22 protein-coding genes are annotated in these 23,317 nt (G+C 62.5%); 9 read left to right on the top strand and 13 right to left on the bottom strand.

Going from position 1 to position 23,317, the window contains the following annotated elements; genetic code table 11:
• Window position 1 precedes the first annotated feature (1 nt).
• Window positions 2-1,009 (bottom strand): ABC transporter permease subunit, encoded by a 1,008-nt coding sequence (locus ACX3OW_RS04305; RefSeq protein ID WP_459094494.1) that lies wholly within the window; start codon window positions 1,007-1,009, stop codon window positions 2-4.
• A 169-nt stretch (window positions 1,010-1,178) separates the two neighbouring features.
• Complete coding sequence (locus tag ACX3OW_RS04300) at window positions 1,179-2,774, bottom strand: ABC transporter substrate-binding protein (protein WP_459094493.1); 1,596 nt, start codon at window positions 2,772-2,774, stop codon at window positions 1,179-1,181.
• Between the two features lie 226 nt (window positions 2,775-3,000).
• Between ACX3OW_RS04300 and ACX3OW_RS04295 the strand changes: the two genes are divergently transcribed.
• Together ACX3OW_RS04295 and ACX3OW_RS04290 are read left to right on the top strand one after the other, a co-directional pair.
• The gene (locus tag ACX3OW_RS04295) at window positions 3,001-3,393 is read left to right on the top strand and encodes a VOC family protein (RefSeq protein WP_459094801.1); all 393 of its coding nucleotides are present in this window, start codon (window positions 3,001-3,003) and stop codon (window positions 3,391-3,393) included.
• Complete coding sequence (locus tag ACX3OW_RS04290) at window positions 3,366-3,824, top strand: hypothetical protein (RefSeq protein ID WP_459094492.1); 459 nt, start codon at window positions 3,366-3,368, stop codon at window positions 3,822-3,824. Before ACX3OW_RS04295 ends, ACX3OW_RS04290 begins: the two co-directional genes overlap by 28 nt.
• Before the next feature lie 3 nt (window positions 3,825-3,827).
• Here ACX3OW_RS04290 and ACX3OW_RS04285 read toward each other — a convergent pair whose 3' ends face one another.
• A complete protein-coding gene (locus ACX3OW_RS04285) occupies window positions 3,828-4,766 on the bottom strand; it encodes a Gfo/Idh/MocA family protein (protein ID WP_459094491.1) in 939 nt (312 codons plus the stop codon).
• Window positions 4,767-4,856: 90 nt separating this feature from the next.
• A complete protein-coding gene (locus ACX3OW_RS04280; protein ID WP_459094490.1) occupies window positions 4,857-6,110 on the bottom strand; it encodes a glycerate kinase type-2 family protein in 1,254 nt (417 codons plus the stop codon).
• A gap of 114 nt (window positions 6,111-6,224) precedes the next feature.
• Here ACX3OW_RS04280 and ACX3OW_RS04275 point away from each other — a divergent pair, with 114 nt between their 5' ends.
• The 5 genes from ACX3OW_RS04275 (at window position 6,225) to ACX3OW_RS04255 (ending at window position 9,022) form a co-directional block, all read left to right on the top strand.
• Window positions 6,225-6,917, top strand: coding sequence for a DUF1045 domain-containing protein (locus ACX3OW_RS04275; protein WP_459094489.1), 693 nt, complete (start codon window positions 6,225-6,227; stop codon window positions 6,915-6,917).
• Window positions 6,914-8,053, top strand: coding sequence for an alpha-D-ribose 1-methylphosphonate 5-triphosphate diphosphatase (locus tag ACX3OW_RS04270; RefSeq protein ID WP_459094800.1), 1,140 nt, complete (start codon window positions 6,914-6,916; stop codon window positions 8,051-8,053). The genes ACX3OW_RS04275 and ACX3OW_RS04270 overlap by 4 nt, the downstream gene beginning before the upstream one ends.
• Before the next feature lie 3 nt (window positions 8,054-8,056).
• Window positions 8,057-8,623 (top strand): phosphonate metabolism protein/1,5-bisphosphokinase (PRPP-forming) PhnN, encoded by a 567-nt coding sequence (phnN, locus tag ACX3OW_RS04265; protein ID WP_459094488.1) that lies wholly within the window; start codon window positions 8,057-8,059, stop codon window positions 8,621-8,623.
• A gap of 65 nt (window positions 8,624-8,688) precedes the next feature.
• On the top strand, window positions 8,689-8,838 hold the full coding sequence (locus ACX3OW_RS04260; protein WP_459094487.1) for a hypothetical protein: 150 nt from the start codon (window positions 8,689-8,691) through the stop codon (window positions 8,836-8,838).
• 4 nt (window positions 8,839-8,842) lie between these two features.
• Window positions 8,843-9,022, top strand: a complete 180-nt coding sequence (locus ACX3OW_RS04255; protein ID WP_459094486.1) for a hypothetical protein — start codon at window positions 8,843-8,845, stop codon at window positions 9,020-9,022.
• Between the two features lie 75 nt (window positions 9,023-9,097).
• Here the strand turns inward: ACX3OW_RS04255 and ACX3OW_RS04250 are convergent, their stop codons facing one another.
• Window positions 9,098-9,319: a hypothetical protein gene (locus ACX3OW_RS04250; protein WP_459094485.1), complete on the bottom strand. Its 222-nt coding sequence runs from the start codon at window positions 9,317-9,319 to the stop codon at window positions 9,098-9,100.
• A gap of 526 nt (window positions 9,320-9,845) precedes the next feature.
• Here ACX3OW_RS04250 and ACX3OW_RS04245 point away from each other — a divergent pair.
• Entirely contained in the window at window positions 9,846-10,895 is a 1,050-nt protein-coding gene (locus ACX3OW_RS04245; RefSeq protein ID WP_459094484.1) for a LacI family transcriptional regulator, read from the top strand.
• Between the two features lie 175 nt (window positions 10,896-11,070).
• On the opposite strand, the gene ACX3OW_RS04240 is transcribed toward ACX3OW_RS04245, so the two are convergent.
• Both ACX3OW_RS04240 and rirA read right to left on the bottom strand, forming a co-directional pair.
• Complete coding sequence (locus ACX3OW_RS04240) at window positions 11,071-12,891, bottom strand: ABC-F family ATP-binding cassette domain-containing protein (RefSeq protein ID WP_459094483.1); 1,821 nt, start codon at window positions 12,889-12,891, stop codon at window positions 11,071-11,073.
• Window positions 12,892-13,244: 353 nt separating this feature from the next.
• On the bottom strand, window positions 13,245-13,706 hold the full coding sequence (gene rirA, locus ACX3OW_RS04235) for an iron-responsive transcriptional regulator RirA (protein ID WP_459094482.1): 462 nt from the start codon (window positions 13,704-13,706) through the stop codon (window positions 13,245-13,247).
• A gap of 219 nt (window positions 13,707-13,925) precedes the next feature.
• Here rirA and ACX3OW_RS04230 point away from each other — a divergent pair, with 219 nt between their 5' ends.
• Entirely contained in the window at window positions 13,926-14,252 is a 327-nt protein-coding gene (locus ACX3OW_RS04230) for an integration host factor subunit alpha (RefSeq protein WP_459094481.1), read from the top strand.
• Here ACX3OW_RS04230 and ACX3OW_RS04225 read toward each other — a convergent pair.
• The 6 genes from ACX3OW_RS04225 to ACX3OW_RS04200 form a co-directional block, all read right to left on the bottom strand.
• Window positions 14,223-15,440 carry an ROK family transcriptional regulator gene (locus ACX3OW_RS04225; protein WP_459094480.1) on the bottom strand — a complete coding sequence of 406 codons (1,218 nt, stop codon included), beginning with the start codon at window positions 15,438-15,440 and terminating at the stop codon, window positions 14,223-14,225. The genes ACX3OW_RS04230 and ACX3OW_RS04225 overlap by 30 nt on opposite strands.
• A 242-nt stretch (window positions 15,441-15,682) precedes the next feature.
• On the bottom strand, window positions 15,683-16,738 hold the full coding sequence (locus ACX3OW_RS04220) for an ABC transporter ATP-binding protein (RefSeq protein WP_459094479.1): 1,056 nt from the start codon (window positions 16,736-16,738) through the stop codon (window positions 15,683-15,685).
• Window positions 16,739-16,748: 10 nt separating this feature from the next.
• Window positions 16,749-19,949, bottom strand: a complete 3,201-nt coding sequence (locus ACX3OW_RS04215) for an alpha-mannosidase (RefSeq protein WP_459094478.1) — start codon at window positions 19,947-19,949, stop codon at window positions 16,749-16,751.
• On the bottom strand, window positions 19,946-20,761 hold the full coding sequence (locus tag ACX3OW_RS04210; RefSeq protein ID WP_459094477.1) for a carbohydrate ABC transporter permease: 816 nt from the start codon (window positions 20,759-20,761) through the stop codon (window positions 19,946-19,948). Before ACX3OW_RS04210 ends, ACX3OW_RS04215 begins: the two co-directional genes overlap by 4 nt.
• Window positions 20,761-21,651, bottom strand: coding sequence for a carbohydrate ABC transporter permease (locus ACX3OW_RS04205; protein ID WP_459094476.1), 891 nt, complete (start codon window positions 21,649-21,651; stop codon window positions 20,761-20,763). Before ACX3OW_RS04205 ends, ACX3OW_RS04210 begins: the two co-directional genes overlap by 1 nt.
• Window positions 21,652-21,856: 205 nt before the next feature.
• Window positions 21,857-23,173 carry an extracellular solute-binding protein gene (locus ACX3OW_RS04200; protein WP_459094475.1) on the bottom strand — a complete coding sequence of 439 codons (1,317 nt, stop codon included), beginning with the start codon at window positions 23,171-23,173 and terminating at the stop codon, window positions 21,857-21,859.
• Between the last annotated feature and the right edge of the window lie 144 nt (window positions 23,174-23,317).

The raw sequence follows: 23,317 nt of genomic DNA, 5'->3' as shown, positions 1-23,317 counted from the left end.
ATTACTGCACCCTGATACGCGGGTTGATGACAGCGTAGAGCACGTCCACGATCAGATTGACCGCCATCACGATGCACGCAATCAGGAAGAGGCCGGACTGCACGGCGACATAGTCGCGCTTGAAAATGGAATCGATCATCCATTTGCCGATGCCGGGCCAGGAAAAAATGGTTTCGGTGAGGATGGCGCCGCCCAGCAGCAGCCCCACCTGCAGCCCGATGGTGGTGACCACCGGGATCAAGGCGTTGCGCAGCGCATGCACATTGACCACGCGCCGGTTCGACAGGCCCTTGGCCTTGGCGGTGCGGACATAATCCTCACCCAGCACTTCGAGCATGGCCGAACGGGTCTGCCGCGCGATCACCGCCAGCGGAATGGTGCCGAGCACGATGGCCGGCAGGATCAGATGGCGCAGCGCCGAGACGAAGGCGGGCCAGTTGCCATGCAGCAGGGTGTCGATCAGCATGAAGCCGGTAATCGGCTTGAGGAAGAAGCTCAGCGCGATGCGGCCGGAAACCGGGGTCCAGCCCAGATAGGCCGAGAAGAACATCATCAGCAGCAGGCCCCACCAGAAGATGGGCATGGAATAACCCGTCAGCGCCACGCTCATGGCGAGCTGGTCGATCCAGGAGCCGCGCCTGACCGCCGCCAGCACGCCAGCGGGCACGCCGACGCCAATGGCGAACATCATCGCCACCAGGGCCAGTTCCACCGTGGCCGGGAACAGAGTCATGAATTCGTTGAGCACCGGGCGCTTGGTGGCCAGCGAGATGCCGAAATTGCCTTGCAGCAGATTGCCGACATAATTGAAATATTGCTGCCAGATCGGCAGGTTGTAGCCAAACTGCTCCTTGAGGATTTCGTAGCGTTCCGGCGTCACGCCGTGCTGGCCAGCCATGGCCAGAATGGGATCGCCTGGGAGGACGCGCACAAAAGCAAAGGCGCAGATGGAGATGCCGATCAGTGTCGGCACGATCAGCGCAAGCTTGCGCAGGATATAATTCAGCATAAGCGGGTTACCTTGGGGCCGGAATGGATATGCCGGGCCGGTGTTTTCCGAATGCGACAGCAGTCAGCCACATGAGCGGTCATGGGCGTTGTCCTGCCCCTATAGTCAAGAGAGCCCCGGGGACGATCAAGCCGACCCCGGAGCCCTGTGCAACTTTCAGACGCTTCGCTTACTCAGCGATATCGACGTCCTTGAAGCTGTGATTGCCAAGCGGGCTCATGGTGTAGTTGAGCACCTTCTTGTTCATCGGCATGAACACCTTCGAGTGAGCCAGCGTCAGAGCCGGTTCCTGATCCTTGAAGATCACCTGGGCCTGCTCGTACAGGGCCGTACGCTCGGCCTGGTCGGAGGTGGTCTTGGCCTTCTGGATCAGCGCCTCGAAGTCCTGGTCACACCAGCTCGAGTAGTTGGACACGCCAACGGCCGAGCAGGAGAACAGGGTGGCGAAGAAGTTATCCGGATCACCATTGTCGCCGGTCCAGCCGATCTGGAACGGACCCTTGCGGTCGGGCTGCTTGCCGCGCTCGCGATATTCGGTCCATTCGTAGGAGACGATGTTGGCGGTCACCCCGATCGCAGCCCAGTCGGCCTGGATCAGTTCCGCAACGCGCTGGGCGTTGGGGTTGTAGGGACGCGACACCGGCATGGCCCACAGATCGGTGGTCAGCCCGGTGACGCCAGCGTCATCGAGCATCTTCTTGGCGGCAACCGGATCATAGACGTCGGCCGGGATGGCGTCGTTATACGACCACATGGTGGGCGGGATCAGGTTCTTGGCGTCCTGACCAGCACCCTGGTACACGGCCTCGATGATCGCAGCCTTGTCGACAGCCATCGAGAGTGCCTTACGCACCAGGACGTTGTCGAACGGAGCTTCGGTCACGTTATAGGACATGTAGCCGATGTTCAGGCCTTCCTGCTCCAGCACGACGAGATTGTCATTGCCCTGCAGGGTGGCGATATCGGCTGGTGCCGGGTACGGCATGATATCGCATTCGCCGGCGATCAGACGCTGCGCCCGCACCGACTGGTCGGTGGTGATGGCGAAGATCAGATCGTCGATCTTGCGCTTGCCGTCCCAATAGTCGGGGAAAGCCTTGTAGCGGATGACGGTGTCGAGCTGGTAATCGACCAGTTCGAACGGACCGGTGCCGACCGGCTGAGTCGAGAAGGCTGCCAGATCGCCCGAAGCTTCGAGCTGCTCGGCATATTCCTTGGAGACGATCGAAGCGAAGTCCATCGCCAGATTGGCGATCATCGGCGCGTTGGGCTCGTTCAGCACGAACTTGACGGTCAGATCGTCAACCGCAACGATTTCCTTGATGTAGTGGGACATGTCCATGCCCTGGAAATAGTCCCAGGTCATGCCTTCGAGGTAAGCGAACCAAGGATTGTCTTCCTTGTACTGGCGCTCGAAGGTGAAGATCACGTCGGAAGCGTTCAGGTCGCGCGTCGGAGTGAAATAGGAGGTGGTGTGGAACTTGACGCCCGGGCGCAGCTTGAAGGTGATCTCCAGGCCGTCTGCCGAAACTTCCCAGCTCTCAGCCAGCGCCGGCTCAACAGCCGTGCCGCCCGGAACGAATTCAACGAGGCGGTTATAGATGGTGTGCGACGAGGCGTCGAAGTCATTACCGCCGGTGAGCGGGCCTGGATCGAAGTGCGCAGGGGATGCTTCCGAGCAGTAGACCAGCTGCTTGGCCTGTGCGGCACCTATGGCCATGGCCATGACAGCAGTCGCTGCCAGCAGCGTGTGCATCAATTTCATGATTGTCGTCTCCCAAGTAATTTTTAGCGCATCCGGCTTTTGCCAGCCGGAGCTTGGGCGTCAACAAAGCCTAGAATCTGTGGGATGGCAATGGGTCAGCTTGACCATTTGGTCAATCTGATGGCACGAGAAACCTCATTCCACAGAATTGGACGGTTTTGGAATGAACCGTTCGATCCGGTCAAGCCGGCTTGACCTGCCCACGGCGCCAGTGATCCATGGTGTCATGAGCCAATCCATTGCCACCGCCGCACTGCTCGTTAACGACTATGACGATGCGCTCACATTTTTTTGTGACACGCTCGGCTTCGACCTCATCACCGACACCGAACTGGGTGCCGACAAACGCTGGGTGGTCGTGGCGCCGCCGGGGCGGAGCGGCGCGCAGCTGCTGCTGGCCCGCGCCGATGGCCCCAGCCAGACCGCCGCAGTCGGCAATCAGGGCGGTGGTCGAGTGATGTTTTTCCTCGAAACCAACAATTTCGTCCGCGACCATGCCGCCATGCTCGAGCGGGGCGTCAGCTTCCTCGAGGCGCCGCGCCACGAGGATTATGGCTCGGTGGCGATGTTTGCCGATCTCTATGGAAACAAATGGGACCTCATCCAGCCCAAGCGCTGATGCTGGCAATGCTGCTGACGCCGGCCATGGCGCAGGAGCCCGGCTGGCATTATTCACCGCTGCCGGGCGAAGGCGACCGGGCAACGCTGGGCTGCGCGCTGGGGTCGACCGCCACGGCCTTCACCTGCATCGCGGTGCGCTGCGAAGATGATTTCTCCGCCGGGGTGCATCTTCATACCAGCCGCGCTGACGATGCCGGGCGCTGGGCCATCACCATCGACAAGGAAACCCGTGGCTTTGTGGCCGAAGCCGCCGCGCCTTATGGGGCGCGGCTGACCGGGGATGTCTCCTGGGTGCTCGATAATCTGGCCAATGGCGCGGTGGCCTATCTGGCGCCCGAGGATGGCTCGGCGATGCCGGCCAACCACATCGCGCTGGATGGCTCGCTCTATGCCATCAACCGCGCGCTGGCGTTTTGCGCGCCGCGCTGACTCCTACCACGCAAATTCCGGCCCATTTTCGCGCGCGCCCATCAGGAACACGTCGCTCATCAACCGCAAGGGCGCGGCGTCGACATCGGTCTGGTGGCGCTCGAGCAGGCCAGCGAAGTGATCATACATGGCGGCATATTCGGCATCGCCGTGTTCGAGCACCAGCCGATCATCGACAGTCAGCGAGCGACCACCCCCTTCGAGCTTGATCACCGAACCGGTGCCGGTCTCGATGCGGAAGGTCCAGATCTCGCCATCCTCTTCCAGCCAGTTGAAGCCGGCCGACAGTTTGGGCTGGTGCAGCTGGCCCGATTTGAAGGCGATTTCGACGTCGATCGGGGTCTGCCGATTGGCCGGGAAGGTCAGCTTGGCGCGTTCGATAAACACCGGGAACGGCATGATCTTGGTGAAGATCGACAGCGCATTGATGCCGGGATCGCAGACGCCGAAGCCGCCCGGCTCCCACACCCAATCCTGCCCCGGATGCCATTTGCGTACGCTTTCGCGCCAGTCGATGCGGACGGATTTGACGCCCTGCTCGGCCAGCAGCACCTTGGTGCGATCCACCGCCGCGTTATATTGGCTGTGCCAGGTCTGGTAGAGCACGCGGTCGAGCCGCTTGGCATGCGCGATCAGATCGTCCAGTTCGGAAATCGTCGTGGTCGGGGGCTTTTCCATCATCACGTCCTTGCCGGCGTCGAGCGCCTCGCGGACATATTGATGGCGAATGCCGGGGGGCGTGCAGATGGATACCAGCCCGACATCGGGCATGGCGGCATAAAGCTCGCCGGGAGTCTTGAACACCGGCACGCCATTGTGGCTCAGCCCGCGCGTCGAGACCGTCGCTGCCAGTTCGAAATCATCGGAATTGTCGATCACCGGCAGATGCTGGTCCTGCGCGATCTTGCCCACGCCAATGACGGCGATCTTGCGTTTAGCCATGAAACGGCTCCTCCCGAAAAGTCGCCGTATAGAACAGAGCTGCCCCCGCTCTGCCAAGGGTAATTGTATGATTATTTTAGGCGATGCGCCTTACCGCACCAGGATCGCCCGGAAATCATTGACGTTGGTGCCGGTGGGGCCGGTGATCAGCAGGTCGCCAATGGTGTTGAAGGCGGTCCAGGCGTCATTATTGGCCAGGGAAGCCAGCGGGTCGATGCCGGCCTGGCGCAGCCGCGTCGCGGTGCCGCCATCGACAAAGGCCCCGGCATTGTCCTCCGAGCCGTCAATGCCATCGGTATCGGCGGCCAGCGCGGTGATGCCGTCCAGCCCGTCAATGGCGATGGCCAGCGCCAGGAGGAACTCACCATTGCGCCCGCCCCTGCCCTTGCCGCGCAAGGTCACCGTGGTTTCGCCGCCCGAGAGCAGCACGGCGGGTTTAGCAAAGGGGCGATTGCGCAGGGCGATTTCGCGGGCCATGGCGGCGTGGACCTGGGCCACGTCGCGGGATTCGCCCTCAATGGAATCGGAGAGAATGGCGGCTTCGACGCCGTGTTGGCGCGCCAGCTCGGCCGCTGCCTCCAGCGATAGTGCCGCCGAGGCGATGGTGCACACGCTGTTGCGGGCAAACACCTTGTCGTCGGGGAGCGGAGCCGGATTGTTGTCGCTCGCCAGCAGGCTTTGGGCGCGGGGCGGCAGGTTGAGCTGGTACAGTTCGGCATATTGGCGGGCCAGCGCCCGCGAGCCGGCCAGCGCAATGGTCGGGCCCGAGGCCACCACCGCCGGATCGTCGCCGGGCACATCGGACACCACCAGAGTCGCCACCTGCGCCGGGGCGCAATGGGCAGCCAGCCTGCCGCCCTTGATGGTGGAGAACTGGTTTCGGATCAAATTCATCACCGAGATCGGCGCGCCCGAGGCCAGCAGCGCCCGGTTGATGGCCTGCTCGTCATCCAGCGTCAGCCCCGGCGCTGGCGCCGGCAATAGCGAAGAACCGCCGCCCGAGATCAGCGCCACCACCAGATCGTCCGGGCCGAGGCCCGACACCGTCTCCATGATGCGGCGCGCCGCCAGGAACCCGGCTTCGTCGGGGACCGGATGCGCGGCTTCGACGATTTCGATGCGCTCGCAGGGCTCGGCATAGCCATAGCGCGTCACCACCAGCCCGCTGAGCGGACCATCCCAGGCCAGCTCGAAGGCTCGCGCCATCTGCGCCGAGGCCTTGCCGGCGCCGATGACGATGGTGCGGCCGGCGGGGCGTTCCGGCAGATGGCGGCGCACCGCCAAGGCGGGCTGGGCCTGCGCCACGGCGTGGCGGAACATCTGTTCAAGCAGGGCGCGGTCCATAGTCTCTCTCGGCTTGCGATTCGGTGGCGGCAAGGGTAGCCAGCATTGGGTCGGCTGGACAATTGTCAAACGGACGACACACAATATGCCTAGCGGCAGGGTCAAGGAGTACCGATGACCGAACGATTCGCGATCTATTTTGCCCCGTCCGCCACCAGCAATCTGTGGGAGCGCGCCGCCACCTGGCTGGGGCGCGACGCCAGCGATGGCGATCTGTTCAGCGGTCCGGTGGCCGGCATTGATCGCAATCGCCTGCTCAATCTCACCCAGTCGGCCAATCGCTATGGCTTTCACGCGACGCTCAAGGCGCCGATGCGCTTGGTGGACGGCGCCAATGAGAGTGACCTGCGCGCCGCGCTCGGTGAATTTGCCGCCAAGCATGAGCCCTTCGATATCGGTGTGCCCAAGATCGCTTCGCTTGATGGCTTTCTGGCGCTGCTGGTCGAGGACAATGACGCGCTGCAGGATTTTGCCGCCCATGTGGTGGAGGATTTTGACCCGCTGCGCGCGCCGATGTCGGCCAAGGAGCAGGCCAGTCGCGCCAACAAGGGGCTCAGCGAACGCCAGCTCGAACTGCTCGGCGCCTATGGCTACCCCTATGTATTCGAGGAATTCCGCTTCCACATGACGCTGACCGACCGACTGGCCGAAACTGACGCGCATGACATCGCGGTCGCCGCCGCCACCTGGTTCGGCCCGGTGCTCGACCAGAAGCTGCAGCTTGATCGGCTCAGCCTGTTTCATGAACCCGACGCGGGCAAGCCGTTCCGTCGCGTGGCCGATTTCAAGCTTGGAGCCGGCGCCTGATGACTGACACCAATTTTGCCAATGCGCGCATCGTGCTCGGCGATGCAGTTATCGAGGGCGGCCTCGCCACCAAGGACGGGATCATCACCGCCATCGACACCGGCGGCGCTGGTGTCGGCGAGGACATGGATGGCGACTATCTGATTCCGGGCCTGGTCGAGCTGCATACCGATCATCTGGAAAGCCATTACCGGCCGCGCCCCGGCGTGTTCTGGGACGCCATGGCGGCATTGCATGCCCATGACGTGCAGATCATCGGCTCGGGCATCACCACGGTATTCGACGCGGTGCGCATCGGCTCGGACCCCGACCTGCCCGATATGGGCCAGCATGTCGACCAGCTAACCGGCGCCATTGCCAGCGGCCGGGCCGGCGGCTGGCTGCGGGCCGAACATTTTGTGCATCTGCGCTGCGAATTGCCGACGCCCGATGTGATCGAACAATTCGAGGCCCATGCCAGCCATGCCCAAACCCGGCTGGCCTCGGTGATGGACCACACGCCCGGCCAGCGCCAGTTCAGCTCGCTGGAGGACTATAAGCGCTTCTACAAGGACAAGATCGGCCGCAGCCAGACCGAGCTGGACGAATATCTCGATGCCCGCCAGGCCGAGCATGATCGCTATTCGGCGCCCAACCGCGCGCATATTGTCGCCCGCTGTCGTGAACTGGGCCTGCCGCTGGCCAGCCATGACGACACCACTTTGCTGCATGTCGAAGAGGGCGTGGCCGACGGGGTGGCGATTTCCGAATTCCCCACCACGCTGGAAGCTGCCGCGGCGGCGCATGACGCCGGCCTCGCCATTTTGATGGGGGCGCCCAATGTGGTGCGCGGCCGCTCGCATTCTGGCAATATTTCGGCCACCGATCTGGTGCGGGCCGGACTGCTGGATATTCTGAGCTCGGACTATGTGCCCTTCGCCCTGCTGCAGGCCGCCTTCGTGTTGCCGCAGCGCATCGATGGCCTCGAACTGCCCGCCGCTTTGGCAACTGTGACGCGCAATCCGGCCAAGGCCGCCGGCCTCGATGACCGGGGCGAAATCGCCATTGGCAAACGCGCCGATCTGGTGCGGGTACGGGTGATCGACGGCCTGCCGGTGGTGCGCAGCGTCTGGCGGCAAGGGCAAAGGGTCAGCTAAAACATGGCGCGTACCCTCGGTGCCCTGGTCCTGATCGTCGGCCCCTCGGGAGTCGGCAAGGACACCTTGATCACCGGGGCGCGGCAGGCGCTGGAGAATGACAAGCGCTTCGTCTTCGTCCGCCGGGTGGTCAGCCGCCCGACCGATGCCGAAACCGAGCCGCATGACGGGCTCGACGCGGCAATCTTCCACCAGATGGAGGCGGCGGGGCGCTTCGCCCTCGCCTGGGACGCGCATAATCTGCGCTATGGCTTACCGCTGAGCCTCGATACCGATCTCGCACTGGGGAAAATCGTCGTCGCCAATGTGTCGCGCCATGCGGTGAGTGTGGCGCTGGCGAAATATCCCAGTTGCGCTGTGGTGCTGATCAGCGCCGAAATCTCGCGCCGGGCCGACCGACTGCGCCGCCTTGGGCGCGAAAGCGGCGACCAGATCACCGCCAGACTGGCGCGCGAAACGGCTCCGGTGCCGGCCGGCATCAGCCCGATCATGATCGACAATTCCGGTCCGGTGGCCATTGGCATCACCGCGCTGGTGATGGCGCTGCGGGCCATCGTCACCCAGGAATAATGCAATGGGTTGAACCCTTTGCCACTTGGCGCGTTGCTCCAGCACAACAGCGTCAGGAGTTCTCTATGAGTCGCAATGGTCTTTATGCCGTGGTCGCCATTCTGCTGATCGCCCTGGTCGGCTTCGGCATCTATACCTATCAGCAGGAGCAGGCCCGTCCCGGCATCGAAGTGCGGGTGGACGATGGCGGCATTTCCATCGATGGCAATGGCTAAAGCCGTGGACGACCGCCGCCAGGTGATTGCCGCCGCCATCACCAAAGAGCTGGAACGGCAGGGGCAAGCGGCGTCGATTGACGTCGCTGCCTTGGCACGCGTGATCGATGCGGCCCTGACGCCCCCGCCAAGCGATGGCGAAGGCCGGCACCCCGATGAGTTGAATGCAACGAATGATGATTGAGAGGCAGGGCTGATTACAGCCTCGCCCACAGGTGGGTGTTGATGGCGTGGCAAAGCCACTCAATTCGAACAGCGACTACGCCGCGTCGGCGCTGCCCTTGCGGACGGCCTGCGAGACGGCGAAATGGGCCTTTTCGACGGTTTCGAACTGCTGGCCGTCAATGGCGAAGGCCGGTAGCTTCACCGCGAGAAAGCGGTAGCCGTCGGCATGCGGCACCACGACGCCGAGCGGTTCCCCGGCGACTTCGATGACGATGGGCTTATGGGCCTTGGCCCGGTCGAGACTGCGTTCCTGCATTTGTGGACGCTCCACTTGCACAATGCACAGGCCAAAAATCTTGAAGCTGGTGGGGATGCACCATGCTGGCCGGCATTGCTGGGGGTTTATCGAGAGTCTGAGACGAAAGCGTGACAGGGGTCACATTCGTTTCGAGCGACAAATCCCTTGGCGGCGTTTGGCCTGGAGTGCGCTGCGTACGAGCGGATAACCGGCATGGATGGTGAAGCGATTCGAAGTGGTCATCTTCAGTCCTTTCCTGCTGGTTGAACGGCTCATACATCGGCAGGTGCCGATGCAGTGCTGGCAAGATAAGAGCGTTTGGGCGGGATTACTAGACATTTCCCGACCAGAGAATGCAGAAAAACGAGAAAAGACGTCCCCACTTTGGTCGCACACCAGGACTATAAACCCTTGTGATATCATGATGTACGTTCATCAGCCGCTTGGCGATCGCGGCGGCGCTTGAACTGGGCCGGACAATCTGGTGTTGTCGCCCTTTAATGAAGTCCCGCCCGACCAAAGCGGGTTCCGGGGGAATATAATAGTGTCCGAAGACGACGTGCCCGTAGCTGCCAAGAGCAAGCGCGGCGTCAAGCCATCCGGCAAGCCAACGCTCAAGACCATTGCGCAGATGACGGGACTCGCCGTCACCACCATTTCCCGCGCCCTCAACAATGCCCCCGAGCTGGCGCAGGATACGCGCGACCGCGTGCAGAAAATCGCCGCCGAAATCGGCTATCTGCCCGATCGGGCAGCGCTGCGCCTCAAGACCGGCCGCACCAATGTCATCGCGCTGGTGCTGGAGCCGGACGAGCAGATCTACGGCTTTGGTTCATCCATCGTCACAGGCCTGACCGAAGCTTTGCGCAATACCGCGTTTCACGTCGTCATCACGCCGCTGTTTCGCGGCGTCGAGCCGATCGAGCCGATCCGCCATATCGTGCGCAACCGCATGGCCGATGGCGTGATCTTCTCCAAGGCCGAGAGCTTTGACGAGCGCATCCGCTTTCTGCTCGACAATGACTTCCCCTTCATCAGCCATGGCCGCACCAACTGGCCCGAGCAGCACCCTTCGGTCGACTTCGACAACGAGGCCTTCGCCTATGGCGCGGTGCAGCGGCTGGTGGCCAAGGGCTGCAAAAAAGTGTCGATCATCCTGCCCGACAGCGCGCTGACCTATACCGACCACCTCAAATCCGGCATGGCCCGCGCCGCGCAGCAAGCCGGCATCGAGTATGAATTCGCCGCCGACGTGAATCTGAACAGCGCCACCGACGCCATCCGCACCTATGTGATGAAGCGCACCAAGCGCCCTGACGCGCCCGATGGCTGGGTCTGCGCCTCCGAAGTGTCGGCGCTGGCGGTGATCGGCGCGCTCAATGACAGTGGTAAGGTGGTCGGGAAGACCGCCCATGTGGTGTCGAAACAGGCTTCGGAAATGTTCGCGCAATTCCAGCCCGGCGCCGAAACCGTATTCGAAGACTTCGTCGACGCCGGCCGCCATCTGGGCGCGCTGTTGCTGCGTCGCATCAGCGGCGAAGCGGCGGAGCAGCTGCATTATCTGGCTGAGCCGAATTTCGGCTGGAAGGACTAGGGGGCTGGGCTTCCCTTGAGGGCCTGGATGTTGCCCCACCCACGATGTCACCCCGGCCTTGAGCCGGGGCCCATCTCGAGATCACGCCGCTGAAACCATCTCAGGATGGGTCCCGGCTCAAGGCCGGGATGACACCGCGTTTAGATGTCGGAATCGCAGCAGAGGGGCAGCAGGCCTACCCCTCCAGCTCTTCCCGCAGCAATTCGAGTTCCAGCCACTGCTCTTCCGCCGCAGCGCGCTTGGCCTCGGCGGCCAGCAACAGCTTGGACTGGGCCGCAAAGCCGCTCGGATCGCGGGTGTAGAAATTGGCGTCGGCCAGCTTGGCGTTGATCGCCTTGATCTCGTCTTCGAGCTTGTTGATCTGGCCCGGCAGGGTTTCCAGCGCGTGCTTTTCCTTGAAGCTCATCTTGCGCTTCGGCGCAGCCGAGGTGGCTGAGGTGGTCTGGGCCAGGCTGGTCTTGCCGGGACGATGGGCCTTGGGCGCAGCTTCGCGCGCCGTCACGCCTTCGCCGCGCTGGATCACCATGTCGGAATAGCCGCCGGCATATTCGGTCCACACACCCTCGCCTTCGGCGATGATGATCGAAGTCGCCACCCGGTCGAGAAAATCACGGTCGTGGCTGACGATGATGGCAGTGCCGGCATAGTCGGACACCATTTCCTCGAGCAGGTCGAGGGTTTCGAGATCGAGATCGTTAGTCGGCTCGTCCAGCACCAGGAAGTTGGACGGCAGCGACAGGGCGCGGGCCAGCGCCACGCGGGCGCGCTCGCCACCGGAGAGCTTGCCGATCGGGGTATTGGCCTGTTCGGGATTGAACAGGAAGTCTTTCATATAGCCAACGACATGCTTGGGCTGGCCGTTGATGATCAGCGTGTCCGAGCCGCCCCCGGTCAGCGCGTCGCGCAGACGGGTATCGGCGTCGAGCTTGGCGCGGCCCTGGTCGAGCATCGCCAGTTCCAGCGCCGAGCCGAGCTTGATGGTGCCACTATCGGGCGCCAGCAGGCCGGTCAGCATCTTGATCAGCGTGGTCTTGCCGGCGCCATTGGGGCCAACAATGCCAATCCGGTCGCCACGCAGCACGCGGGTGGAAAAATCCCCGACAATGACGCGATCGCCATAGGTCTTGGCGATGTTTTCCGCTTCCACCACCAGCGCACCCGAGGTGCGACCCTCGGAAACCTGCATATTGACCGCGCCGGTAACCTTGCGCTGGTCGCGCCGGTCCTGGCGCAGATCGGCCAGGCGCTCGAGGCGACCAACATTGCGCTTGCGGCGTGCGGTGACGCCGTAGCGAATCCAGTGTTCTTCGCGCAAAATCTGGCGGTCGAGCTTGTGGCGGTCGCGCTCTTCTTCTTCCAGCACCTGGTCGCGCCAGCCTTCAAAGGCGGAAAATCCCTTGTCGAGCCGGCGGGTGACGCCACGATCGAGCCAGACGGTGGCACGGGTCAAATCACTGAGGAAACGGCGGTCGTGGCTGATCAGCACCATGGCCGAGCGCATCGACTCCAGTTCCGCCTGCAGCCATTCAATGGCCGGCAGATCGAGATGGTTGGTCGGCTCGTCAAGCAGCAGAATATCGGGCTTGGGCGCCAGCACCCGCGCCAATGCGGCGCGGCGGCCTTCGCCACCCGAGAGGTTTTTCGGATTTTCTTCGCCGGTCAGGCCAAGCGAGCTGAGCAGATATTGCGCTCGATAATCGTCATCGCCAGGCCCGAGACCGGCCTCCACATAGGCCAAAGTCGTGGCATAGGCGGAAAGATCCGGCTCCTGCGGCAGATAGCGCAAGGTGGCGCTGGGCTCGAGGAAACGCACGCCACTATCGTGGGTGACATCGCCCGAGGCGATCTTGAGCAGAGTGGATTTGCCTGAGCCATTGCGGCCCACCAGCGCGATGCGCTGGCCGGGGGACACGATAAGTTCGGCGCCTTCGAGAAGCGTGGTGCCACCAAAGGTCAAACGGATATTCTGAAGCGAAAGAAGGGGTGCTGCGGCCATGGCGCGGATAGAGCATAGACCGCGCCCAAAGGGAAGGCTGGCCGGGGCATGCCAGTACTGCGCCGGCTCGGCGAAAAAAGGCTGATCAGGGCGTTGAGGACCCTGACCAGCCCGGGGAGACGGTAGCAGCAAGCACCCGTCATCTGGCCCAGGCTATGGCTGGCTAAATCCCTCAAACCAACCCGCCCGGTGATGCGGTGAGAGAACCATAAGTTATTATGACTGTCAAACTCATATTTGATGGATTGGTGAGCGGGCATGCCGCAATTTGAGCCAGTCGCCCTGCCCACACCTACAAAAACACCCTCGGGCAAGGCCCGAGGGTGCAAATCTGTGCAGCAAAAACCTGTGCCTTAGTGCGCCGGTTCCATCACCGCGTCGAGGGCCGACAGGCCGAGGCGCTGGCGGATGGAGCGCTTTTTGCTGGCGAGGTCGGCGATGGTGTAGCTGGCCAGCACGTCGAAGAATGCGCCTAGCGCTTCACGCAGCGCCCCATTGAGTTCGCATTCCCCGATCAGCGGGCAATCGGCGCCATCCTCAAAACATTCGGCCAGGGCGAAATTCTCTTCGGTCAGGCGGATGGTATCGAGCAAAGTGATGTCTTCGGCATTCTTGCCCAGCCTGATGCCACCGTGGCGACCGCGCACCGTGGCCAAAAGTCCGTTTTCGACCAATGGCTTGATCAGCTTGAACAGGAACAGCTCGGAAATATTGTAGGCCTTGGCGATATCGGCGACGCGGCTCAGTTCCGGCGCATTGACGGCGCAATAGACCAGGGTGCGGATCGCATAGTTGGATTGACGCGTCAGTCTCACATCGGACCTTTCTGGGGCAGAACCCGGCTAGCAGCACAGGCCACAACGGCGGCCAAACGCGCCACGATTCGGCTTGTTTTGTCTCTTAGAATGCTCGCTAGCTTATAACCATTCTAAAAGAAGTCAACCAAACTTGATCGCGATATTCAGGTTATCGAACGCCGGCTGGACAGCGACTTAAATTCTTCTTATGAACTTAACCGTGAGGGGGATCTTGAAGTGACCACAACAGTTACGCGGGCCATGCTCAGCGATGCAGCAGCTCGCCGCACGGGCCTGAGCAGGGCCGATACAGCCGCCGTAGGCGAAGCGATGTTTGCGCTGATCGCCGAAGCCTTGATGGCCGGCGAAAATGTGAAGCTGACGGCTTTTGGGACCCTGCAACTGCGCGATCGGGCCGAACGCATTGGCCGCAATCCGCGCACCGGCACCGAACACCGGATCGCCCCGCGCCAGACGGTGGTGTTTACGCCGAGCGCGCAGTTGCGCCAGGCGCTAGGCCAGTTGGCCGATGAATCAGCCAGCCAGATCCGCGAGAGTGCGTGAGAAAAAGCGGCGGTAGAGCGTCAGCTCCGCCGCACCGATGGCTGGCGCCAACCGACCGAGATGGCCGGACAGCACTTGCGGCGGCGTGTGAGGGGCGACCGGCAGCAGCCGCAATTCGGCCTCCAGCTGCGTCACCAACCGTGCGACGATCGGGGCCGGCAGAATGCTGTCGAGTACCACGAGCCCGGTTTCGATCACCGTCATGGTGTTGTGGACCACCCGCGCCAGCGCCGCGCCGCTGGCAATAATCCACTGTTCCAGCACCGGCTCAATGGCCACCCAGTCCCAGTCTTCGATGCAGTCGGGATCGACGGTGAAGCCGGCGGCCTTGAGCCCGGCTTCGAGCGCCGTGACCGAGGCGACGAAATGGGCCGCCTGCTGCTGCCCGTCAGCATCGCCGACCAGCATCGAGCCCAGATTGGCTGAATTGCCGCTCGGCCCTTCCCACAGCGTCCCCTGGCCGACAATGCCGGCGGCGATATAGCGGGAAATCAGGAAATAGATGAAGTTGGACGGTCGCGGCTTGTCGAAGGCAATCAGCTCGGCCCAGCAGGCGGCATTGCCGTCATTATAGGTGCTGACCGTGAGGCAGGTGCGCCGCTCCAGCTCGGCGACCAGATCGAGCTGTTGCCACAGCGCCCGCTGTGCCTCAGGTGCCGCCACCAGTGCCAGATTGTCGGCGATGTTGTTGGGTAGCGCGATCCCGATATCGAGGGTGCGCGCCCGCTGTTCATCGCTCAGCCCGGCCAGCAGCGTACCGATCATGTCGACCAGCTCGCCGACCAGCGTGCAGGCATCGGGAAAGTCGTGGCTGCGATGCTGGCGGACCGATACCTGCAAATGCAGATCGAGCAGCAGCACATCGATATGGTGCCAGCCGATTTCGACGCCGATGGCCAGCGCCCCTTCGGCTCGCAGGGAAATCGGCGTCGCTGGCTGACCGCGCCGTCCACGCAGCACTTCGCCGCGGGTGATCAGCCCGGCGCGATCCAGATCGGTGAGAATGGCGGAAACGGTTTGCGGGGCCAGCCCGGACAGGCGGGCAATCTCGGCATTGGACACGCCGGAATTGAAGGCAATCACCATCAGCACGGCGCGTTCATTGGCGCGGCGCAGGCCCTGATGCTGCAGGCCGCGCCCAGTTGAGTCGAACGCATCGCGTCCAGGCCCGGAAACATTCGGCGCCATCGGCAGACCCCACTATCACCGGATCGGACCGGCGTTCACTGAAGAAACGCCGGTCCGTCTGGTTCACCATCACTGCTATGAAACGATGTGCGGCGCCGCAAAACGACCGCAAATCCAGAATCGAGTATATGCCTGACAAGCATGTCAAACAGGGCCCGCCGCGCCAAGTCCCAGCGGTGATTGGATCGACAAGCGCGACCATTTGTCTATTGGGAGTTTTACCATTCCGGGTGTTGGAGGCGCTACCGCAACGCCCGGCCTGCTTCGTCGAACAGATGCACCGCTTCGGCCGGCAGGCCGATATGGATGGTCTGGTGCAGTTGCAAATCGGGGGCGCCGTCGAGTTTGACGGTGATGAGTTCGCCGTCGGGTAGTTCGACATAGGCCAGGGCGTATTCGCCGAACTGTTCGATGACGGACAGGGTGCCGGAGAAATGGGCGGTTTCGGGGGTAGCCAGCACCAGATGTTCGGGGCGGACGCCGAGGGTGCGGGCGGCAGCGAGTTGAGAGTGCTGCATAATCAGTAGCTTATCGCCCGGCAGGCCGAGACCGTTGGGCTGGGGGGAGACGGGGATAAAGTTCATGCGCTGGCTGGCGATGAAGCCGGCGACGAAGGTGTTGACCGGGTTGCGATAGAGTTCCAGCGGGGAGCCGACCTGCTCAATGCGGCCAGCATTGAGCACGACGATGCGGTCAGCCAAAGTCATGGCTTCGACCTGGTCGTGGGTGACGTAAATCATTGTGGCGTCTAGCGTATCGTGGAGTTTGGCGATTTCGATGCGGGTCTGGGCGCGCAAGGAGGCGTCGAGATTGCTCAGCGGTTCATCGAACAGGAACACCCGAGGATTACGCACAATGGCGCGGCCAATGGCGACGCGCTGGCGCTGGCCGCCGGACAGCGCCTTGGGCATGCGGTCGAGATAATCCTCGATCTGCAAAATCCGCGCGGCCTCGCGAACCCGTTGATCCACCTCGGCTTTTGGCGTCTTGGCCAGCTTGAGACCAAACGCCATGTTTTCGTAGACGCTCATATGCGGATAGAGCGCATAGGACTGAAACACCATGGCGATGCCGCGCTGCGGCGAGGGGATATCGTTGACGATCTTGCCGCCAATCGAGATCTGCCCGCCACTGATCGGTTCCAAACCAGCAATCATCCGCAGCAGCGTGGATTTCCCGCAGCCCGACGGGCCGACGAAAACCACGAATTCGCCCGACTTGATGTCGAGATCGACCCCGTGGACCACTTCGAGGTTGCCGTAGGATTTGCGCACTCCGCGCAGCGCGACATCGGCCATGATGGTCTCCTCAGGTTTCGATCAACAGCGTGGCGATCTCGAAGGGTCGCAGGCTGAGGGTGACGCTATTGTCCTTGATTTCCAAAGGCTTGCTGTCGCCCTCCTCCATCAGATTGACGCTGCGCACCGACTTGACCGGGATGCCGAAATGAATGGTGGCCTCGGCGCGAATATTGGCGTGCTCGAACAGACGCAGCACCACCGCGTCAGATTTTTCAGCCTTTTTGACCGTCTCCAGCGTGACGTTGGACTGGTCGACACTGGCAAAACTGAAGCAAGCATAGTCTGCCAGCATGCTGGCAGACTTCTTGCGGTTTCCGACCACTGCCACCGGGTTGTTGAAGCGCTCGGCGGCGCGATGCACATCGGCCAGATCGGCGACGCCATCATGAACGAAGAGGGCATAGCGCAGACGATGCTCGCCTCGGTCGGCTTGCGGATCGGGATGGGTAGAACCCCGGACCAGAGTCAGCCGTACGGACTGCTCCAGGCAGTCATAGGCGTATTTGCAATCGTTGAGCAGGGCGACGCCGAAATCGGCCTCGCTGAGATCGACCCAGCGATGCATCGAGGCTTCAAAGCGGGCCTTGTCCCAACTGGTATTGCGATGGGTCGGGCGCCGGACATGACCGAACTGGATTTCCGAGCGGATTTCGGAGGTGTTGAGGTCGAAGGGGAACTGGGCCTTGAGCACCGTCTGGCGCTCCTGCCAGTCGATGAAGGTGTCGAACTCCAGTTGCCGTGCGCCGGCGGCCAGAGAAATCACCTGGACGATCTTGGAGTTTTGGTAGGCGCGTTCGACGCGGAGGGCGGCGCGGTGCGGGCCGGTTTCGACGACGCTGACCGAGGATTTGCCATCGGCGAGCGGCCAGAACTGTTCCTCGAAATAGCGATCGATATCCCAGGCGTCCCATTCCATCGGCTTGTCTTCATAGGCGATGAGGCGGTTGGCCTTTTCGCCGGCGGCGAGGGTTTCGCGGTTGCGGGTTTTGTCGAAGATGGAGGTGATTTCGCCGGCCTTGTCGAAGCTGATTTTGAGCAGCTCGTTTTCGAGATGGGTGGCGGAGACCGAGAGTGGCGAAGAGCTGTTGGCTGCGCCGCCGGCGACAATCTGGCCAGCGGCCCAGCCGAGCGGGTTCAGCTCGGCAATGGGGGCGACGAAACTGGTGCTGCCATCGGCGGCGACAATCTGTTGCAGCGGATGGGTGCCGCCGGCGGTGGCGAGGGATGCGCCGTTCAAGGACGCATCGTCGCCGAGCTGCACCAGGCCGGAGCGGGTCTGGCCGGTGAAGTTGAACAGGCGGAGCTGGTCAGCGCCGGGCTTGGCGAAGGCCTGCGCGGCTGAATGCCAGGGGCCGTTCTGCGAGCCGAGGGTCGAAAAGATCTGGCCGTATTCGCTGTCGCTATCGACATAGACCTCGGGAATGGAGGTGCCGGGCAGGATGTCGTGGAACTGGTTGATCAGCACCAACTCCCAGAACTCGGCCAGCGTCTCGGTGGGATAGGGCGCGCCAGTCTCGACCAACGCCATGGCGCCGAGAAATTCCAGCTCGCGCAGCAGGCGTTCGGCCTTGCGGTTATTGGCCTTGTTCTTGGCAACCGAGGTCAGCGTGCCACGGTGATATTGCAGATAGAGCTCGCCATTCCAGGTGGGGAATTTGCTGCCCGGCGCATCCATGCGTTTGCCGAGCCGGTCGAGGAAGGGGACGATGCCTTCGAGCTTGACGCGAGGGGCGCCGGGAATGCCGCGCTCCATGCGGATGCCGCGCTCGATCATGCCGCGCGTCGGGCCACCGCCGCCATCGCCATAGCCGTAGCTCATCACCAGTTCGTTGTTGACGGCTTTGGGCTCGTAGCGCTTCCACGCGCCCATGGTTTCGGAGACCGAGAGATCGCCATTATAGGTGGTGTAGATGGCCTCGCTGTCGAATTTCTGGGCGGTGATCAGCTGCGCCTTGGTGGTGGTGCCGTCGATGCCGCGCCAGAAGAAAGTGTCATAGGGGTGGCGGTCGGTGTCGTTCCAGCTCAGCTTACTGGTGACGAAATATTTGAGCCCGGACTTGTCCATCACCTGCGGCAGGTTGGCGGAATAGCCAAAAGTGTCGGGCAGCCAGACGGTCTTGGGGTCGACGCCGAATTCTTCGAGGTGGAAGCGGCGGCCGCGCATGATCTGGCGGACCAGGGACTCGCCCGAAACGATGTTGACGTCGGGCTCCACCCACATGGCGCCTTCGATCTCGAACTGGCCGGATTTGACCCGCTCTTTCAGCCGCGTCCACAGCTCGGGATAGTCCTGCTTCAAAAAGTCGAAGAGCACCGACTGATTATACATGAAGATGAATTCGGGATATTCCTCCATCAGCTTGAGCACGGTGGCGAAGCTGCGCCCGGTCTTGTCGCGGGTGTGCATGACGCGCCACAGCCAGGCCACGTCGAGATGGGTCGAGCCGACAGCGGTGATTTGCGGCTGGGTCTCGGTATCGACCAGCGCATAGATTTCAGCGGCGATTTTTTCGGCGGCGCCCAGCGAAGCGGCGAAGGCTTCGGTGTGGCCACCGCGACGGTCCAGTGCGCGCAGCGAGCGGTCGATGATGGCCAAAATGGCGTGGCGGCGCGGATCGGACTGGTGCAGGCGGATGGCGACGTCGAGCGGGGTCTGCAAATCGTAATAGAGCTTTTCGGCGCGCTCATTGCGGATGAAGAATTCCACGGTGAAGCCGACCAGAGGCCGGTCGAAAAAGGTGAAGGCGTTGACCTGCAGCGTATGGCTGGTGCCGGGCTTGGCGTTGCGGGTGATCACCAGTTCGGTGTGATTGCCATCCAGCGCCTGGGCGATGTGGCCATCGAGATAGGCGAGGCATTGCGGATCGGTCGAGCCGGGGCGGTCCTGCCACTGGCTGGTGAATTTGAGCACGAGTGTTTGCCCGGCGGCGGCCTTGGGCACGGTGACTTCGGCGGCAAACCAGGTGTGGCCCTGCTTCTTGGCCCAGACCGAATGCGAGCCGAATTTTTCCCAAGCGCGCCAGTCGGCACCCAAGGCGGCTTCGGCGGCGACGTCGTCGCGCTGCACATGCCACTGGAACGGCGCATCGTGTATCGGGGTGAGGATTTTCTGCTCCAGATCGGCGCAGAGCCGCAGCAGCTTCCCCTCCATCTTGAGATCATCATCCAAGAGGCCCAGCTTGGACGAAAGGGGGTTGGAATAAGTCATCCTTTAACTCCGACACCGGCGAAACCTGTGTTCATGTTGCGCCGTAACAAGAAATAAACGCCGACCGCCGGCGCTGCGTAGAGAATGGAAAAGGCGGTGAGGAAGCCGTAATTGATGGCCCCCTGCACCCCGAAGGCCGCGTAAAGTCCCACCGACATCGGGAAGGCATCCTGCACGCGGGCGAAAATCAGCGGCAGCAGGAACTCGTTCCAGGCGCCGGTGAAACTGAAGAACCAGACCACGGCAATGCCGGCCCGCGACATCGGCAGCACGATCTTGCTGACGATCTGGAACAGGTTGGCTCCCTCGACATAAGCGGCTTCCTCCAGCTCGATCGGCACGGTGTCGAAGAAGTTTTTCAGCAGCAGCAAAGTGAAGGGGAGATTGAGAATGGTCAGGGCGATGATGACACCGAACTGATTGAGCAGCCCGCCGCGCTGCGCCGCAAAATACAGCGGCACCAAGACGCCGGCCGAGGGCAGCATGCGCAGCAGTACCAGGGTCCAGAGGAAGGCATTGCGCCCCGGAATGCGCAGGCGGGATAAAGGATAGGCCGCCGAAATGCCGACCACGACGCTGAGCGTGGCGGTGCCGGCGGCGATCAGCATGGAATTGAGGAATTGCCGCCCGGCACTGCCGCTGACGGCGAGGGCGAAATTATCGAGCCCGATGGAGCGCGGGATTTCCAGCTGGCCGGTGGATAGCGGATTGAAGGCGTTGAGGATGAGCCAGGAAAACGGGCTGATCCAGATCACGGCCATGAAACTGAGCGCGATGGCGGTGATGCGGGAGGTGGTGGCGTTGGACTCCATTATTTGGGCTCCCGCAGCATGCGCAGATAGACCAGCGACAACAGCCCGACGATGATCAGCATGGCCACCGAAATGGCGCTGCCAAAGCCCAGATTGCCGCGCGCAAAGCTCTGATTATAGAGGAACACCGCCAGGGTCTCGGTCTGCCGGCCCGGACCACCGCCGGTCATGGCGTAGATCAGCGGGAAATAGGTGAAGGTCCAGATGGTGATGAACAGCATATTGGTGGCGATATGCGGCCGGATGATCGGCAGCTGTACCAGCCAGATGCGCTGGAACGGCGTTGCCCCATCGACCTTGGCCGCCTCGACCACCTCGCGCGACACCGAATCCAAAGCCGCCGAAAACAGCAGATAGGACCAGGCGGTGCCCTTCCAGATATTGGCGATGGTGACGACCGGCAGCGCATAGGTGTTGATGAAATTGATCGGCGGGAAGCCGAGCGGCACGACGATGAGCTGATTGATCAGCCCGGTCTGGCTGGTGGTGGCCGACCACAGGAAGGCGGCGACGATATCGGGCAGCAGCCAGCCCAGCATGATGCAGACTTCCACCACGCTGCGAATGGTGCTGGCGCTGCCGCGCAGGGTGGCGGCGAGCAGGAATCCCAGCACCGACTGGCCGACAATGGCCGAGAAGAACACGAAAATGACGGTGGTCCAGAGCGATTCCAGAAAGCCGCGGCGGGTGAACAGGCGCTCGAAATTCTCGAAGCCGACCCAGCTCCATTCGACCGATTTTTTGCCGACCAGGGCCAGATCGGTGAAGCTGAAGGCAAAGGCCCAGGCGGTGAAATACAGCAGCGCCGCAATCAGCAAAGCCGCCGGCAGCATGCCGAGAAAGAGAACCAGGAGATTGCTGGTGAGCCAGGGATTGGCCTGGTTTTTCATGGGGCGGTTCTCACTCACACAGACCGTTCAAAAGACTCGATGTCATCCCGAGATGCCTGGCTGGGCCACCTGGCGGCTGGGCCGAAATCTCGGGATGGGCCCCGGCTCAAGGCCGGGGTGACACCGTGCGTGTGGGGACGTCATCGAAAACTCCCGTCACGGCGGCACCCGGAGGACAGTGGGCGCCGCCGCGTCGGGAGGGGACTCAGTCGTAAGTGATGACGTTCTCTTCGCCGAACTCATCGACCAGCGCGTCGTGGTACCCCTGGACAACCTCGTCGACGCTGGCGCCGTCGAGAATGTCGGAGGTGGCCTGCTGGACCAGGGCGGAGACCGTCTGATAGCCCGGGATGGTATCGCGGCCGGTGGTATCGGCGGCGAGCGCCGTGGCTTCGGCCAGGAACGGATCGGCGGTATATTCCGGGGATTCCGAAATATCGGTGCGCACGCCCATGCGGTGATTGGCGAGCGTCCAGGCCTTGAAGTTGGCTTCGTCGAAAATCGCCGTCACCAGCTTGAAGGCCATCTCCTTGTCGGCAGCCTTGGCGTTGATGCCCAGGGTCCAGCCGCCCGAGATATTGGTGGTGGCCTTGGTGCCCGGCTCACCCGAACCCGGCCATGGCGTCCAGCCGACCTGCGCGTCGCGGTCTTCGCGGCTTGGGGGATTGTTGCAATCCCACAGGCACGCATCTTCCCACGAACCGGAGGCCAGAATGCCCAGCTTGTCATCGGCCAGTGCCTGGCGTACGGCGGCGCCGATATCGGTGGCGTAGTTGAGATCGGCCGGGTTCAGCTCTTTTTCGACAAACACCTGATGGTAGAGCTCGAAGGTGCGGCGCAGGGCCGGGCTGTCGCCGATCCACTGGTTGGTGTCGCGCTTGAGCAGGCGGTTACGGTCACCATCGGGTACGTCGGCACCGAGCAGCGCCATGTAGAAGCCCTGCATGGTGGTGGCTTCGCCCTGCTTGATGCCGGCCGGCAGCTGGAACGGATACTGGACGCCGGCATCCTTGAGCTTCTGGGCGGCGTCGAGCACGTCAGCCCAGGTCTTGGGCTGCCACGGCAGGGCAATGCCGGCTTTTTCCATGTTGGATTTATCGTACCACAGCATGCGCACGTCGGTATCGGTGGGCAGGGCATAGAGCTGGCCCTGATAGGACGCCACTTCGAGCAGGCCGGGCAGATAGAATTTATACTGGTCCCAATTGGCGGCCATGGCGTCGAGCGGCTCGAGATAGCCGGCGGCGGCCAGTTCGGACACCATGAAGCTATCCACCAGATCGACGTCGGCGGCGGTGCCGGCGCTCAGATCGAGCGCGATGCGCTGGTCATAGCCCTGCCCCGGCAGCTTGATGGCGTTGACCTTTTCGCCGGTCGCGGCCTCGAAGTTCTTGATGCCGGATTCGATCAGGGAGCCGAAGCTTTCCATATACATGATCGACACTTCGGCCTGTGCGGGGATCGCGGCACTCGCCAGCAGTGACAGCGCGGCCACCGTGGTCAGAAAACCCTTTTTGAGCATCAACTCCTCCTCAGAAGCTCTCGCCGTCTCTGCTGGACGGCCCTGCGCCCTGGACCCTCACCCGAACGCAGGGGAAGGTAACCACATGTGATGCAACGTTGCAATTCTGAATCGTATTTGGTCAGGAAGGGTGACCTTGATGAT

This window comes from Devosia sp. A449, assembly GCF_054489375.1.
Note: the sequence above shows the minus strand (reverse complement) of the source record. Positions and strands in the feature narration are given on the sequence as shown.